The organism is Pseudomonas sp. BMW13, assembly GCF_013357275.1.
Taxonomy (GTDB): Bacteria; Pseudomonadota; Gammaproteobacteria; order Pseudomonadales; family Pseudomonadaceae; genus Aquipseudomonas; species Aquipseudomonas khazarica.
In genome coordinates this window covers 169,476-183,490 of the sequence record NZ_SUKD01000001.1, presented here as the reverse complement: position 1 = coordinate 183,490, position 14,015 = coordinate 169,476, and the positions used below count along the sequence as shown (strand labels likewise).

Here is a 14,015-nt window from a genome sequence, read left to right as displayed (position 1 = left end):
GCTAGTCGGCGAAGCCCAGCGTTCGCCCGGCCCAGGTCAGCAGTGGGTCGTCATGCCGGTACTCGCGCAGCGCGCGCAACTTGGGAGCGATGAATGCCTCGAAGTCGCCGGGCTCTTCGAAGTAGATGCCGGTGAAGATAGTGAACATGGATTTGTTGCCCACCGTGGCATAGAACAGGTTGCCGACCGGCTCGCCGTCCTGGGTCAGCAACTTGAGGCTGATGCGGCTGGCCAGCTCGGTCTCCAGGGGCAGGTCCTGCTGCTCCAGGCCGCTGTCGCGCAGGCCGAACGACGCCCCGAAGGTCTCGGCGTAGCTGGTCATCAGCGCATCGCTGGCGCGCGGATACAGCGACACCCCGCTGTAGAGGTAGAACCACTCGTTGTCATCGCTCTCGAAGCTGAGGTCGATGGTGCGCGCGGCGTAGGTCACCTGCTTGTCGTAGTGGCCGTCCACCGGCACCTCATAGGCGGCGAAGTCCTCGCCACTGAGCAGCAGGTGCTGCTCCTCGGCCAGCGGCACTTCATCCTCGACGCAGCCGGCGAGCGCCAGCAGGCCCAGCAACAGTATCGGTCTGAACATGGCATTCCTCCCTGAATGAGTGCAGGCAGCTTGCCCGATCCGGCCCCGCCTGACCACCCGGGCCGGCCGAGGCTGTGCGCGCGGGCACACCGTTCATCCGCCTGGCGCGAATCGCCAGTGTCGCTGACCGGCTGTGTCACTGCTCGCCTCACCCCATCCACCTAGGCTGAACATCGACAGCAACGATCCGCACCCGGCCAGCCCGGCAGGAGACCGCCATGCGTGTTCTGATCACCGGCGCCGCCGGCTTCATCGGCCATCAACTGCTCGAGGAGCTGGCCATCCAGCACCCGGAGTGGACGCTGATCGCCGCCGACATTCGCCCCCTCGATGGCCGTGGGCTGAAAGCCAACATCGAGCCGGTGCTGCTGGACATGGGCCGCCCGGCCCAGGTCCGCGCGTGCATCAGCGGCTGGCAGCCGGATGCCATCGTGCACCTGGCCACGGTGATTCGCCCCCCACGCGACATGAGCGAGGCGCATCTGCACGCCATCGAGGTCGGCGGCACCCAGTGCCTGGTGGACAGCGCCGTCGCCAACGGCGTGCGCCAGCTGATCGTAACCAGTTCCGGCGCTGCCTACGGCTACAGCGCGGACAACGCCGAGTGGATCGACGAGAACCACCCCCTGCGCGGCCATCCGCGCTTCGCCTACGCCAGGCACAAGCTGGAGATCGAACAACTGCTGGCGCGCTGCCGTGGCGAACATCCGCAGCTGCGCCAGCTGGTACTGCGCCCCGGCACCATCCTCGGCAAGCGTCTGAACAACCCGATCAGCGACCTGTTCAGCAAGCGCGCGGTGCTGGGGGTGCGCGGCCATGCCAGCCGCTTCGTGTTCATCTGGGAACAGGATGTGGTCGGCATCATCCGCCAGGGCCTGGAAGAGGCCCGGGAGGGCATCTACAACCTGGCCGGCGACGGCGCCCTGAGCCTGGCGGAGATCGCCGGGATACTCGGCAAGCCCTACCGCCCGCTGCCGGCGGCGTTGCTCGCCGGCGCACTGCACCTGCTCAAGCCACTGGGGTTGAGTCAGTACGGCCCGGAGCAACTGGACTTCCTGCGCTACCGCCCGGTTCTGGCCAACCGGCGCCTGAAGCAGGAGTTCGGCTACCAGCTGCGCTACACCAGTCGCGAAGCCTTGCTCGCCTTCCTCGGCGCCCAGGGCATCAGCTACCGCTCAGGCGAAAGCCCACCTTGAGCGTCACCTGGTAGTGCCCCACCTTGCCGTTCTCGATGTGGCCACGGGTGTCCACCACTTCGAACCAGTCCATGTTGCGCACGCTCTTGGCGCATTCGGCCAGGGCATTGTCGATGGCCTCTTCGATGCTGGTCCGCGACGAACCGACGATCTCGATCTTCTTGTAGGTGTGATGGTTGGACATGCTGGCACTCCGCTCGTGATGAAAGGCTCACGCTGAAGACTAGACGCTCGCAGGCGCAGGACATGCCTTCACGTCATCGCTCCCGAGCGGTTGGGCCGCACCGGCGCACCCCGATGCGGTCCGGGCCGGGGCTCTAGAACTCCACCTGGTAGGCCAGGGTGAAGGTGCGCCCACGGCCCTTGAAGTTGTAGTCGTCGGCGACCCGCGCGGACTGCGAGTAGTAGGTGAAGTAGTCCTCGTCGAGCAGGTTGTCGATGCCCAGCGACAGGCTGCCCAGCGGCAGGCGGCGGCTGACGCTGGCCGCGAGCAGGGCATAGCCGTCGAACTTCAGCCGTGGGTCATCGAACTCGCGGCTGCGGTACAGGTTGTACTGCAGGTAGCTGGCCCAGTCGTCGTTCCACTGTGCGTTCCAGCTCAGGCTGAACTGGTCCGGGGCGATGTTCAGGCCGGTCAGCTTGGTGTCCACCTTGCCATCGTCATCGGTGTCGGACTCGCCCTCGCTGTGGGTGTAGCTGGCACGCAGGCTGTGGCCCTGGTTCAGGCGCCAGTTGCCGGTCAGTTCGTAACCCTGGATTTCCACCCGTTCGCGATTGGCGATGTAATTACCGGCGCTGTTCACCGACAGCCGTTCGCCGAGGTTGGAGGAGGATTCGTAGTAGCTCAGCTCGAGGTCGACATCGCTGAAGTTCAGGCGCAGGCCCAGCTCGTTGGAGCGGGTAATGATCGGCTCCAGCTCCAGCAGGTTTTCCACATCCTGCCCGGGCGTGTCGACGGCACGCAGCACACGGCCGATGTCGGGCATGCCGAAGCCTTCCGAGTAGCTGCCGTAGAACTGCGCCCAGTCATTGGCCTGGTAGGTGAAGCCGTAGTTGCTCAGGGTCTTGGCGAAGGAGAGGGTACCGCCGCCGACATCCACGCCGCCGGCGTTGTTGGTGCCCCATACGGTGTGGAAATCATCCACGTCCAGTTCGGCATGCTCGCGACGCACACCGGCCATCAGGGTCAGGCGCTCGCTCAGGTGCAGGTCGCCCTGGAGGAAGCCGGCCTGGTTGTCGTAGGTCGACGGCGGCACGTAGCTGCGGTTGCTCAGCACCAGCACCTGCTCGCCCTCGTCGCGCATCAGGTCGAGGCCGCCGGCCAGGTCCAGCAGGCCGTCGAACAGGCCCGTACGGCGCAGGGTCAGCTTGCCGCCGAGTTTCTCCGAGTCACTGCGGCTCTGCTCCCAGAACGTGCCGACGGGGGCGATGCCCGGGTCCTGGAAGGAGCCGCTGAGCAGGGCGCCGAACTGGCCGCGATAGCGCTGCTGGTACAGCTGCACGTCGAGGATGTTGCCGAACCAGTCCGAGTGGCTGTAGTCGAGGCTGTACTGACGGTTCTCGTTGAACGGCGCCTCGCCGGGCACGTCGCCGCGCGTCGCACTGGTGGGGATACCGGCGTCGCGGTCGCCAAGCACCGGCAGATAGTCGTTGTTGCCGGTCAGGCGGTAGTGGTTGGCGCTGAACTGCAGGTGCTGGGCATCGTCGATCCAGTAGCCGAGCTTGAGCATCAGGTCGCGGTCACGGGTGTCCTGGATCTCGCCGGGATAGGCCACGCCGATGCGCGTGTTGTCGCCGTCGTAGAACATCCCGCGCGATTGCCAGGTGCTGCCGAACAGGGCCTCCCAGTCGCCCTGCTGGGCACTGACGCGGTAGTTGAGCTTGTAGCCGAAACCGTCGCTGCTGAAGGCGTCGTCGCTCTCCAGGCTGCCCCCGGCGTGCTGGCGCACGCCATAGCCCTGCGGACGACGGCTGATGAAGTTGATGATGCCACCGGTGGCACCGCCGCCGTGCTCGGCCGAGGCGCCGTGGATCACCTCGATGCGCTCCACCTGTTGCAGGTCGATGGTGTAGCTGCTGCGTCCGTCGTTGCGCAGCGAGCTGGCCTGCGGCACGCCGTCGACGAGGAACTGCGGCGCCCGCCCGCGCAGGGTCTCGCCGGCGTTGGACAGCTTCTGCCGGCTCGGCGAGTAGGACGGAATGAGGTTGGCGAGCACCGCCCCAGGGTCGCTGCTCAGCGCCAGCTGGCGCTCGATCTGCTGGCGGTCGATAACGGTGACGCGCTGGCTGGTCTGGCCCACGGCCGTATCACCGCGCAAGGTGCTGACGGTCACCTCGGTGTCCTGCAGGCGCAGCACATCGCCAGCGCCCCGGCTGGGTGCCGGACTGGCCACAGCGGCCTGTGGTTGCGGGGTCAGGCCGTAGACGCCCTCGGCCTGGCGCACCGCCTGCAGACCACTGCCCTGCAGCAGCCGGGCAAAACCGTCCTCGACGCCATACTGGCCCTGCAGCCCCTGGCTCTGCCGGCCCTGCAGCAGCGCCGCGTCGAACGACAGGGCAACCCCGGCGGCGCTGGCGAAGCGGCCGAGTACCTCGGCCAGCGGCCCGGCACTGATCTGGTAAGCCTGCGTGTGCGCGCTGTCGGCCTGGGCCAGTGTCGGCAGCGCAGTGCCCAGGGCCAGGCCGGAACAGAACAGGGCGTTGCGGATGGCGCTACGAAGCGCAGAGCGGGTGGAGCGTGGTGACTGCATGGCGGATCCCTGACGACAAGACGCGGAGTGGGTGTTTGCAGGGAGGGCCGAAGCCGCGCGGCAAAAAGTGCAAGGAACCGGAGATTTTTTTCTCGCCATGCCGCGCTCCACCCGTAGGAGCGGCTTCAACCGCGAAACGGCAGCACCACCAGAGTGCCTGCTGCAGCCGGGAGCGGATGGTTTCAGCTGTATCCAGGCCGCCAGGCCGCCCTACTGTAGGGACGGCTGTAGGAGCGGCTTCAGCCGCGATCGAGGCTCACCGTTGAATACCCTCTACAGCCGAAAACGGATGGCTTTCAGCAGCGCTCAGGCTGCCAGGCCGCCCTGCTGGTGGATGGATGAAGCGTCATCCACCCTACGGGTAGAACCCGACGGACCCGTAGGAGCGGCTTCAGCCGCGAAACGGCAGCACCGCCGGAGTGCCTGCTACAGCCGGGAACGGATGGCTTTCACCAGTACTCAGGCTGTCAGGGAGCCCCGCTGGTGGATGGATGAAGCGTCATCCACCCTACGGGTAGAACCCGACGACCCCGTAGGAGCAGCTTCAGCCGCGAAACGACAGCACCGCCGGGGTGCCTGCTGCAACCGGGAGCGGATGGTTTCAGCTGTACTCAGGCTGCCAGGGAGCCCTGCTGGTGGATGGATGAAGCGTCATCCACCCTACGGGTAGAACCAGACGACCCCGTAGGAGCGGCTTCAGCCGCGAAACGGCTGCACCGCTCAGGCGCCACGCGGTACCAGTGTCACCCAGTAGTCGCTGCGCCGTACCACCTGCAGCGGGAAGCTGTGTTGCAGGGCGGCCAGCGCGCGGTCGCTGTCGAGCAGCGGGAAGCTGCCGGAAACCTTCAGCCCGGCCAGCGCCGGATCGACCCGCAGAATGCCGTGGCGGTAGCGCGCCAGCTCCGCGACCACCTCGCCCAGTGGCTGGTCGATGGCCAGCAGGCTGCCCTCGGCCCAGGCCGTGCTGCGCGCATCCAGCGGCTGCGGCGCGCCGATCCGCTCGCGCTGCAGCAGCAGTTGCTGGCCGGCCTGCAGGCGTTGCCAGCGTGCGGGCTGCGCCGCGCAACTGACCTCGACGGAGCCTTCGAGCAGGGCGATGCGGCTGCCATGCGGGTCGCAGCGCAGGTTGAGGCGACCGCCGCCGGCGCGGATCAGCCCGTCACGGGTCAGCACGTGCAGCGCCTGCGGCCCATCGGCAATGTCCAGCTGCGCCTCGCCGTCGAGCAGCTGCAGCTGGCGCCGGGTGCCGTCGAACTGGGCGGCGCCGGCACTGCCGAGCAGCAGGCGACTGCCGTCGGCCAGTTGCCAGTGGCGTTGCTCGCCGACCCCGCTGCGGTAGTCGGCGGTCCAGTAACGGCGACTGTCACTGCGCCAGGCGAACCAGCCCAGTGGCAGCGCGGCGCCGGCCAGCAACAGGCTGCCGAGCACGCGCCGACGGCTGTAGGCGGCGCCTCGCAGGGTCGGCGCGGCGATCTGCGCCGGCAGCAGGCCGAGCTGATCGCGCAGGCGTTCGATCTGCTGCCAGGCCTGACGATGCACGGGGTCGGCGTCGTACCAATGCTGCCAGGCCTGCTGCTCGGCCGCGCCACTGCTGCCGGAGTTGAGGCTGGCATACCAGCTGCTGGCGGCCTTGAGCGCGGCGCGCTCGCCGGGGGTCGGCGTACTCATGCCTGCCAGCCCGCCTGCAGCAGGCAACAGTGCTCCACCGCACGGGCCATGTAGGTGTTCACGCTGCGCAGGGAAATGCCCAGGTGCGCGGCGATCTGGGCGTAGGTGAGGCCATCGAGCTGGGACAGGATGAACACCTCGCGCACCTTGGCGCCCAGCCCCTCGAGCAGGCGGTCGACCTCCATCAGCGCCTCCAGCAGCAGCGCCTGCTGCTCCGCACCAGGCTGTTCGGCCGCAGGCTGACTGGCCAGCACGTCCAGGTAGGCTTGCTCCAGCGAACGCCGGCGCAGGAAGTCGACCATCAGCCCCCGCGCCACGGTGGCCAGGTAGTGGCGTGGCTCGCGGATGCTCGCCGCATTGCCGGCACGCAGCAGGCGCACGAAAGTGTCCTGCGCCAGGTCGGCGGCATCGCAGCGGTTGCCCAGGCGCCGGCGCAGCCAGCCCTGCAGCCAGGTGTGGTGATCGTGATAGAGACTGTGCAGGGCCTGGGCGTCGACGGACATGAAAGCGAATACGGATCAAATGACAATGAATCGCATTGTCATCCATCCCGACACGCTTGCCAAGCGTCGGCAGACCGCGCCCGCGACGCCCAGGCGCGGCTGCCGACACGGAGCGGCGCTTAGAACGCCACTTCGTAGCCCAGGGTGAAGGTCCGTCCGCGACCCTGATAGTCGTACAGGTAGGCCGGGCCGTAGGTCGGCGAGTAGAACAGCGTGGCGCGTTGCCCCCAGACGGTGCTGTAGCGCTCGTCCAGCAGGTTCTGGATACCGGCGCTGAAGGTACCGTAGTCGGTCTGGCGCTGCGCGGTCAGGTCGAAGGTGGTGTAGCCGTCGATTTCGTGGCCGGCGTCGTCGTCCAGGTCGACGGCATGGTTGGCCTGCAGCCGTGCACTGCTGTTGCCGTCGCTCCAGCCGACGAAGGCGGTGTACTTGGACAGCGAGGCGTAGCGGGCATCGCGCTTGATCCAGCCACCGTCGGCGTCCTCTTCCTCGGAGCGCACCAGGTGCAGGGTCGCACCGGCCTGCCAGCCGCTGTCGAAGTAGTGGCTGAGGGCCCCCTCGAAACCGAAATCGCGGCTCTTCTGGTCTTCCACGTCGATGGTCAGGGTGCTGCTGTCGTAGCTGATCACCTGGTCCGACCAGATGTAGTAGAGCGCGGCCTGCGCCTGCCAGCGGCTATCGGCAAAGCGCCAGCCCAGTTCGGTCTGGCGGCTCTTGATGCCGGCCAGCGGGTTGTCCTCCACCGACAACCCGGGCTTGCCGTAGTACTTGGCCGGGTCGGCCAGGTCGAAGCCTTCGCTGTAGTTGCTCCACAGCTGGTGGCCGTTGGCGAAGTCGTAGATGACACCCAGGTTGTACAGGTTGACGTCATAGTCGTTGCGGCCGCCGGCCACGCCCTTGAAGTCGCCGACCTCGACATCCATGCGCTGGTGGCGCGCGCCACCGGAGAGGGTCAGCCGCTCGGTGAGCTTCCAGTCCAGCTGGGCATAGGCCGACAGGCTGTCCACCACGTAGCTGGGGTAACGCGGCGCGCTGCTGGCGGTGTCGAGCACCAGGCCCCCGCTGGCGGAGGAGGTCTGCTGGTCGAAGACCTTCTGCTCGGCATTGAAGCGCTCATGGTCGAAGTCCAGCCCGTAGGTGAGGGTGAAGCGCTGCCACTGCTTGCTGAACAGCCCCTTGAGCCCGCTCACCTCGAAGTTCTGCTGCGAACCGGCGAAATACACGCCGTTGCTGCCGCGCGGGCTGCCGGAGTTGTAGTAGGGGAAGGGGTAGAAGTTGTTGTCTTCCCGGCGGTAATAACCCTGCAGGTAGAAATCCTGGCCCAACAGGTCGCTGTGGTGGTAGCTGGCGTTGAGCAGGGCGCGACGGGTGCGCGGCTGCAGGTCGGTATCCAGCCCGCTGCGAATCTCGGCGTCGTTGAGGTCGGACGGCGCCCGGTAGTTCAGGTTGGGGAAATAGATACCGGTGCTGCCATCGTTGCCGGAGTCGTAGTACTGCGCCAGCAGGTCGAGGCTCTGCTCGTCGCTGAAGCGTGCGCTGAGGTTGCCCAGCACGTCGATGGCGCGGTTGTACTGCAGGTCGGTCTGCGTGTTGTCGATGAAGATCTGCTCGCCGTCGCCGTCGTAGAAGGCTTCGTTCTTCTCCACCGAAACGCCGATGCGCCCGCTCAGCCGCTCGTTGCCGCCACTCACCGACTGCGCCAGGCGCATGGCCAGGTCATCGCTGTTGTTGAAGCCGCTGCTGACGCTGGCGCGCGTCTGGTAACGGGCCTCGCCCGGCTCACCCTTGCGCGTGATGATGTTGATGATGCCGCCGGTGGCCCCGCCGCCGTACAGCGCGTTGGCGCCCGAGAGCACCTCGACCCGCTCGATGTTGAACGGCGAGATGCTGTCGAACTGGCGCGACAGCCCGCGCGAGCTGTTCTGGCTGACCCCGTCGATCATCACCAGCACGCTGCGCCCGCGCATGTTCTGGCCATAGTTGGTACGCCCTTCCGGCGCCAGGTCGAGGCCGGGCACCAGCTTGCCGAGCGCTTCCTTGAGGCTGACGCCGACGTCGAGCTGTTCGCGCAGCTGGGTCTGGTCCACCACCCAGACGGTACCGGGAATGGCGCTGATCTCGGTCGGGGTACGCGCGGCCACGCTGATCTGCATGGACTCCAGCTTGAGCCGCCCGGACGCGTCCGGGCCGCGGCGCTGCAGCAGCACGGTGCGCGCATCGGTGAAGGTCCAGCTCAGGTCGGTGCCGGCGAGCAGACGCTGCAACGCCTCCTCCACGGTGAAATGGCCGTCCAGTCCGGCGCTGCGCAGCCCCTGCAGGTCATCGGAGTTGAACATCAGGTGCAGGTCGGCCTGGTCGGCGAACTGGGTCATCGCACTGTCCAGGCTGAGCGGGGCGATATGCAGTTCGACGCTGATCGGTTCGGCGGCCAGAGCCAGCGGGGTGGCGCCGCCGAGCAGCGAGGCGAGCAGCAGGGCACGGTGCAGCGGAGAAACATGACAGCGCATTACAGAGGTTTCCATGTCGTGTGGCAGGTGGCGCTACTTAGGAATAAGTCGCGTTCATACCCACGACGAAACAGCCGCCAGGATCTTGCAGCCGCCTGCAGAAAAAATTCTGCCCGTCAGCCGCGTGGCGCCGATCGCACCAGGATCAACCAGGGCAGCCGGGTGATCTGCACCGGCTGCAGACGCTCCAGCGTGGTCAGCAGCGCCTGCGGGTCGTCGAGGTCGAAGACGCCGCTGATCTTGCGCCGGCGCAGTGCCTCGTCGCGCAGCAGGATGCGCTCGGGCAGGTAGCGTTCCAGCTCCGCGAGCACCTCGCCCAGCGGACGCTGGTTGAAGATCAGCTTGCCGCGCTGCCAGGCACTGGTGCTGCTCGGGTCCAGCGCCTGCACCGCACCCGGCGCCACGCCGGGCCGATAGCTCACGCGCTGCCCCACGCCGAGGCGCAGCGGTGCGGCGCCACCGCTGGCCACCTGCACCACGCCCTCGCTGACCGTCACCTGCGCCTGCGCGCCATGCAGGTCCACGTCGAAGCGCGTCCCCAGCGCCTGCACCTGACCGTCGCCAGCGCTCACCACGAAAGGCCGCTGGCGATCCTTGGCCACCTCGAACAACGCCTCACCGTGGTACAGGCGCACATCGCGCCGCGTGGCGCTGAAATCCACCGACAGGGCGCTGCCGCTGTTGAGCCAGACCCGGCTGCCGTCATCCAGCTGCACCAGGCGTCGTTCGCCGACGGCGGTACTGTGGTCGGCATACAGCCCGACCAGGGTGCGCGGCGCCGCCAGCAGGCCGAGCAGCAGTGCCAGGCACAGTACCGCGGCCATGGCCGGCAGGCGCCAGCTGCGCTGCGCGGTCCGGCGATGGCGGGCCGCCGCCTGGGTGTGCCCCAGCGCCTGCCACAGCACCTCGGCTTCGCGGGCCGCATGTTCGTGCGCCGCGCTCTGCCTGCGCCAGCGCTGGAACTCCGCACGCTCCCTGGCCCCCGCAGTGCCACTGTGCAGGCGCAGCAGATGATCGACGGCCTGATCGTCCAGGCTGAGAGGCTCGACCTCGCTCATCGCTCACCTCCCTGCTGGCTACGCCACTGGCGGCAATGACGCATGGCCTGGGCCAGGTACTTGCCGACCATGCTCTCGGACACCCCCAGGCGCCGTGCGATCTGCGCGTGGGTCAGGCCGTCGAGGCGGTTGAGCAGCAGGGCCTCGCGCGCCTTGGCCGGCAACTGTGCGAGCGCCGCATCGAGCTGCACCAGGCTTTCCTGCGCCAGCAGGTGTTTTTCCGGTGCCGCCAGCGGATCGCTGAGCTCGTCGAGCACGTCCTCCTCCACGTGCAGCTCGGCCAGGCGGCTGTCACGGCGCAGATTGTCGATGGCCAGGTTGCCGGCGACGCGGAACAGATAGGCGCGCGGGTTCTCCACGCGCTGCTCGTCCGGATGATCGGCCAGGCGCAGCCAGGTGTCCTGCGCGACGTCCGCCGCACGCTGGGAGTCGCCCAGGCGCCGGGACAGGAAGCGCAGCAGATCCCCGTAGTGGGTCTGGAAGCTGTGCAGCAGGGAGGAGGGAGCACGGCGCCGCATGAGGATCGCAAGGTTCTCGAAGGCCCGGCGCATGCCCGACCGCTGAAAGGGGCCGCCAGCATACACGCAATCGAGAATAGTTATCACCAGCATGAAGCCGATCGCCCGCACGTCACCGGGATCATGCCGCGCGCTGCAGTTCATGGCGCAGCCAAGCGGCCAGGCGTTCGCTGCGCGGGTCGTCCCGCCGCGCCCAGAGCGCCAGACGAGCCGGCGTGTCGATGAAGCCCCAGGGCGCACTCAGGCGCCCGGCAGCCAGGTCGTCGGCTACCAGCAGTTGCGGCGCGATGGCCACGCCGAGCCCGGCGGCAGCGGCCTCCAGCAGGTAGTAGAGATGCTCGAAGCCCTGCCCCAGCTTAAGCCCCGCCGGCGCCAGGCCCTGGGCCGCCGCCCACTGCGGCCAGGCCTGCGGCCGCGATGCGGTATGCAGCAGCGGCTCACCCAGGAGCACGCCCGCTGCCTGCCCGGCCAGTTCGGCATGACGGGCATGACGCGAGCTGAGCACCGGGCCGATGCGCTCGGTCGCCAGCTCGTACACCTGCATGTCGCCAGGCCAGGGCGGCTCGGCGAACAGCAGGGTGGCGTCGATACCGGGGCGCCGAGGGTCCAGCTCGCCTTCGCTGGCCGACAGTTGCAGGTTGAGCTCAGGCAGCTCGCGCTGCAGGCGATCCAGCCGTGGAATGAACCAGCGCGCCAGCAGACTGCCCGGGCAACCGAGCACGAACGGGCGCTCCTCGGCCTCGCGCCGCAGCTCGGCGCAGGTGCTGCGCAGGCGCTCGAAGGCTTCGCCGGCGGCATCGCGCAGGCGGAGGCCGGCATCGGTGAGTTTTACGCCACGCCCGTCCTTGGCCAGCAGGCTCAGGTCGAGCTGCTCTTCCAGTTGCCGGATCTGTCGGCTGATCGCCCCGTGCGTCACGTTCAGCTCGCTTGCCGCCTGCTTCAGGCTGCCCAGACGGGCCACGGCTTCGAACGCACGCAGCGCATTGAGGGGAGGCAGGCTGCTCTTCATAGGTGAGTTTTCCTGACGTATTGCGGCGATCTTATCGCTTTTTTTCCCCGCTGCATGCAGTTAGGGTGGACACATCGCGTAGGAGCCTCCTCCTACATGGAGAATCCCAGGAGAGCTTGTCATGACTTCACTGCGTAACGGCCCGGACAATCGCGGCCTGTTCGGTCGCTTCGGCGGCCAGTTCGTCGCCGAAACCCTGATGCCGCTGATCAACTCGCTGGCCGCCGAATACCAGAAGGCCAAGGATGATCCGGCGTTCCTCGACGAGCTGGCCTACTTTCAGCGCGACTACATCGGCCGCGCCAGCCCGCTGTATTTCGCCGAGCGCCTGACCGAGCACTTCGGCGGGGCGAAGATCTTCCTCAAGCGTGAAGACCTCAACCACACCGGCGCGCACAAGATCAACAACTGCATCGGCCAGATCCTCCTGGCCAAGCGCATGGGCAAGCGTCGCATCATCGCCGAGACCGGCGCCGGCATGCACGGCGTGGCCACCGCCACCGTGGCCGCGCGCTTCGGCATGCAGTGCGTGGTGTACATGGGCACCACCGACATCGACCGTCAGCAGGCCAACGTCTTCCGCATGAAGCTGCTCGGCGCCGAGGTAATCCCGGTCACCGCCGGCACCGGCACCCTGAAAGACGCGATGAACGAAGCGCTGCGCGACTGGGTGACCAACGTCCACAACACCTTCTACCTGATCGGCACCGCCGCCGGCCCGCACCCGTATCCGGAAATGGTCCGCGACTTCCAGTCGGTGATCGGCAACGAAGTGCGCGAGCAGTTGCAGGAGAAGGAAGGGCGCCTGCCCGATTCGCTGGTCGCCTGCATCGGCGGTGGCTCCAACGCCATTGGCCTGTTCCACCCCTTCCTCGATGATGCCGGCGTGCAGATCGTCGGCGTCGAAGCGGCCGGCCACGGCATCGACAGCGGCAAGCACGCGGCGAGCATGGCCGGCGGCGCGCCGGGCGTGCTGCACGGCAACCGCACCTTCCTGCTGCAGGACGAGGACGGCCAGATCACCGACGCCCACTCGATTTCCGCCGGCCTCGACTACCCCGGCGTCGGCCCCGAACACGCCTGGTTGCACGAGATCAAGCGCGTCGAGTACGTGCCGATCAGCGATGACGAGGCCCTGGAGGCCTTCCACCACTGCTGCCGCCTGGAAGGCATCATCCCGGCGCTGGAGTCGTCCCACGCGCTGGCCGAAGCCTTCAAGCGCGCGCCCAAGCTGCCCAGGGACCACCTGATGGTGATCAACCTGTCCGGTCGTGGCGACAAGGACATGCAAACCGTGATGCACCACATGGGCGAACAGGAGAAACACGCATGAGCCGCCTGCACAACCGCTTCGCCGAACTGAAAGCGGAGAACCGCGCCGCGCTGGTCACCTTCATCACCGCCGGCGACCCCGACTACGCCACCTCGCTGGAGATCCTCAAGGGCCTGCCCGATGCCGGTGCCGACGTGATCGAGCTGGGCATGCCGTTCACCGACCCGATGGCCGACGGCCCGGCCATCCAGCTGGCCAATATCCGTGCGCTGGACGGCAAGCAGAACATGGTGAAAACCCTGCAGATGGTCCGCGAGTTCCGCGCCGGCAACCAGGACACACCGCTGGTACTGATGGGCTACTACAACCCGATCTTCTGCTACGGCGTCGAGCGCTTCATCGCGGATGCCAAGGCCGCTGGCGTCGACGGCCTGATCGTGGTCGACCTGCCGCCGGAGCACAACGACGAGCTCTGCGAACCGGCCCAGGCCGCCGGCATCGACTTCATCCGCCTGACCACGCCGACCACCGATGACGAGCGCCTGCCGACCGTCCTCAACGGCAGCTCCGGGTTCGTCTACTACGTGTCGGTGGCCGGCGTCACCGGCGCCGGTGCGGCGACCATGGATCATGTCGAGGAAGCCGTGGCGCGCCTGCGCCGCCACACCGACCTGCCCGTGTGCATCGGCTTCGGCATCCGTACCCCCGAGCACGCCGCCGAAGTGGCCAAGCGCGCCGAAGGTGCGGTGGTCGGCTCGGCACTGATCGACAAGATCGCCCAGGCGACCTCGCCGAGCGAAGCGGTCAACGGCGTACTGAGCCTGTGCCGCGAACTGGCCGAAGGCGTGCGCAACGCGCGCCGCTGAACCCATCTCCGGCAAGTGAAGAAGCCGCTGGCGGAGCGATCCGTCGGCGGCTTTTTTCTCTGGCACGGGCGCCCGAGTGGAGAACAG

The 14,015-nt window shown here is 67.6% G+C and carries 12 protein-coding genes; 3 read left to right on the top strand and 9 right to left on the bottom strand.

Features of this window, described 5'->3' with window-relative positions:
• Position 1: 1 nt before the first annotated feature.
• On the bottom strand, positions 2 to 580 hold the full coding sequence (locus E4487_RS00840; RefSeq protein WP_037052179.1) for a hypothetical protein: 579 nt from the start codon (positions 578 to 580) through the stop codon (positions 2 to 4).
• Positions 581 to 798: 218 nt separating this feature from the next.
• Between E4487_RS00840 and E4487_RS00835 the strand changes: the two genes are divergently transcribed.
• On the top strand, positions 799 to 1,776 hold the full coding sequence (locus E4487_RS00835) for an NAD-dependent epimerase/dehydratase family protein (RefSeq protein WP_037052182.1): 978 nt from the start codon (positions 799 to 801) through the stop codon (positions 1,774 to 1,776).
• Here E4487_RS00835 and E4487_RS00830 read toward each other — a convergent pair.
• The 8 genes from E4487_RS00830 to E4487_RS00795 all read right to left on the bottom strand — a co-directional run bounded on the left by E4487_RS00830 (position 1,745) and on the right by E4487_RS00795 (position 11,789).
• Complete coding sequence (locus tag E4487_RS00830) at positions 1,745 to 1,960, bottom strand: dodecin (RefSeq protein WP_037052187.1); 216 nt, start codon at positions 1,958 to 1,960, stop codon at positions 1,745 to 1,747. The genes E4487_RS00835 and E4487_RS00830 overlap by 32 nt on opposite strands.
• 133 nt (positions 1,961 to 2,093) lie before the next feature.
• A complete protein-coding gene (locus E4487_RS00825) occupies positions 2,094 to 4,526 on the bottom strand; it encodes a TonB-dependent receptor (protein WP_175252534.1) in 2,433 nt (810 codons plus the stop codon).
• Positions 4,527 to 5,246: 720 nt separating this feature from the next.
• Positions 5,247 to 6,194 carry a DUF4880 domain-containing protein gene (locus tag E4487_RS00820; protein WP_037052191.1) on the bottom strand — a complete coding sequence of 316 codons (948 nt, stop codon included), beginning with the start codon at positions 6,192 to 6,194 and terminating at the stop codon, positions 5,247 to 5,249.
• Positions 6,191 to 6,697 carry a sigma-70 family RNA polymerase sigma factor gene (locus E4487_RS00815; RefSeq protein ID WP_152487488.1) on the bottom strand — a complete coding sequence of 169 codons (507 nt, stop codon included), beginning with the start codon at positions 6,695 to 6,697 and terminating at the stop codon, positions 6,191 to 6,193. The genes E4487_RS00820 and E4487_RS00815 overlap by 4 nt, the downstream gene beginning before the upstream one ends.
• A gap of 119 nt (positions 6,698 to 6,816) precedes the next feature.
• Positions 6,817 to 9,204 (bottom strand): TonB-dependent receptor, encoded by a 2,388-nt coding sequence (locus tag E4487_RS00810; RefSeq protein WP_175252533.1) that lies wholly within the window; start codon positions 9,202 to 9,204, stop codon positions 6,817 to 6,819.
• Between the two features lie 116 nt (positions 9,205 to 9,320).
• Positions 9,321 to 10,262, bottom strand: a complete 942-nt coding sequence (locus tag E4487_RS00805) for a FecR family protein (RefSeq protein ID WP_175252532.1) — start codon at positions 10,260 to 10,262, stop codon at positions 9,321 to 9,323.
• Positions 10,259 to 10,780, bottom strand: coding sequence for an RNA polymerase sigma factor (locus E4487_RS00800; RefSeq protein ID WP_175252531.1), 522 nt, complete (start codon positions 10,778 to 10,780; stop codon positions 10,259 to 10,261). Before E4487_RS00800 ends, E4487_RS00805 begins: the two co-directional genes overlap by 4 nt.
• A 121-nt stretch (positions 10,781 to 10,901) precedes the next feature.
• Entirely contained in the window at positions 10,902 to 11,789 is an 888-nt protein-coding gene (locus tag E4487_RS00795; protein WP_134676657.1) for a LysR family transcriptional regulator, read from the bottom strand.
• 121 nt (positions 11,790 to 11,910) lie between these two features.
• On the opposite strand from E4487_RS00795, the gene trpB reads away from it, so the two are divergent.
• Both trpB and trpA read left to right on the top strand, forming a co-directional pair.
• The gene (gene trpB / locus E4487_RS00790) at positions 11,911 to 13,122 is read left to right on the top strand and encodes a tryptophan synthase subunit beta (protein WP_134676656.1); all 1,212 of its coding nucleotides are present in this window, start codon (positions 11,911 to 11,913) and stop codon (positions 13,120 to 13,122) included.
• Positions 13,119 to 13,928 (top strand): tryptophan synthase subunit alpha, encoded by an 810-nt coding sequence (gene trpA, locus E4487_RS00785; RefSeq protein WP_134676655.1) that lies wholly within the window; start codon positions 13,119 to 13,121, stop codon positions 13,926 to 13,928. The genes trpB and trpA overlap by 4 nt, the downstream gene beginning before the upstream one ends.
• The last annotated feature ends 87 nt before the right edge of the window (positions 13,929 to 14,015 follow it).

Coding starts and splice junctions, on each gene's coding strand:
- E4487_RS00840 (WP_037052179.1), bottom strand. CDS start 580: ATGTTCAGACCGATACTGTTGCTGGGCCTGCTGGCGCTCGCCGGCTGC.
- E4487_RS00835 (WP_037052182.1), top strand. CDS start 799: ATGCGTGTTCTGATCACCGGCGCCGCCGGCTTCATCGGCCATCAACTG.
- E4487_RS00830 (WP_037052187.1), bottom strand. CDS start 1,960: ATGTCCAACCATCACACCTACAAGAAGATCGAGATCGTCGGTTCGTCG.
- E4487_RS00825 (WP_175252534.1), bottom strand. CDS start 4,526: ATGCAGTCACCACGCTCCACCCGCTCTGCGCTTCGTAGCGCCATCCGC.
- E4487_RS00820 (WP_037052191.1), bottom strand. CDS start 6,194: ATGAGTACGCCGACCCCCGGCGAGCGCGCCGCGCTCAAGGCCGCCAGC.
- E4487_RS00815 (WP_152487488.1), bottom strand. CDS start 6,697: ATGTCCGTCGACGCCCAGGCCCTGCACAGTCTCTATCACGATCACCAC.
- E4487_RS00810 (WP_175252533.1), bottom strand. CDS start 9,204: ATGCGCTGTCATGTTTCTCCGCTGCACCGTGCCCTGCTGCTCGCCTCG.
- E4487_RS00805 (WP_175252532.1), bottom strand. CDS start 10,262: ATGAGCGAGGTCGAGCCTCTCAGCCTGGACGATCAGGCCGTCGATCAT.
- E4487_RS00800 (WP_175252531.1), bottom strand. CDS start 10,780: ATGCGGCGCCGTGCTCCCTCCTCCCTGCTGCACAGCTTCCAGACCCAC.
- E4487_RS00795 (WP_134676657.1), bottom strand. CDS start 11,789: ATGAAGAGCAGCCTGCCTCCCCTCAATGCGCTGCGTGCGTTCGAAGCC.
- trpB (WP_134676656.1), top strand. CDS start 11,911: ATGACTTCACTGCGTAACGGCCCGGACAATCGCGGCCTGTTCGGTCGC.
- trpA (WP_134676655.1), top strand. CDS start 13,119: ATGAGCCGCCTGCACAACCGCTTCGCCGAACTGAAAGCGGAGAACCGC.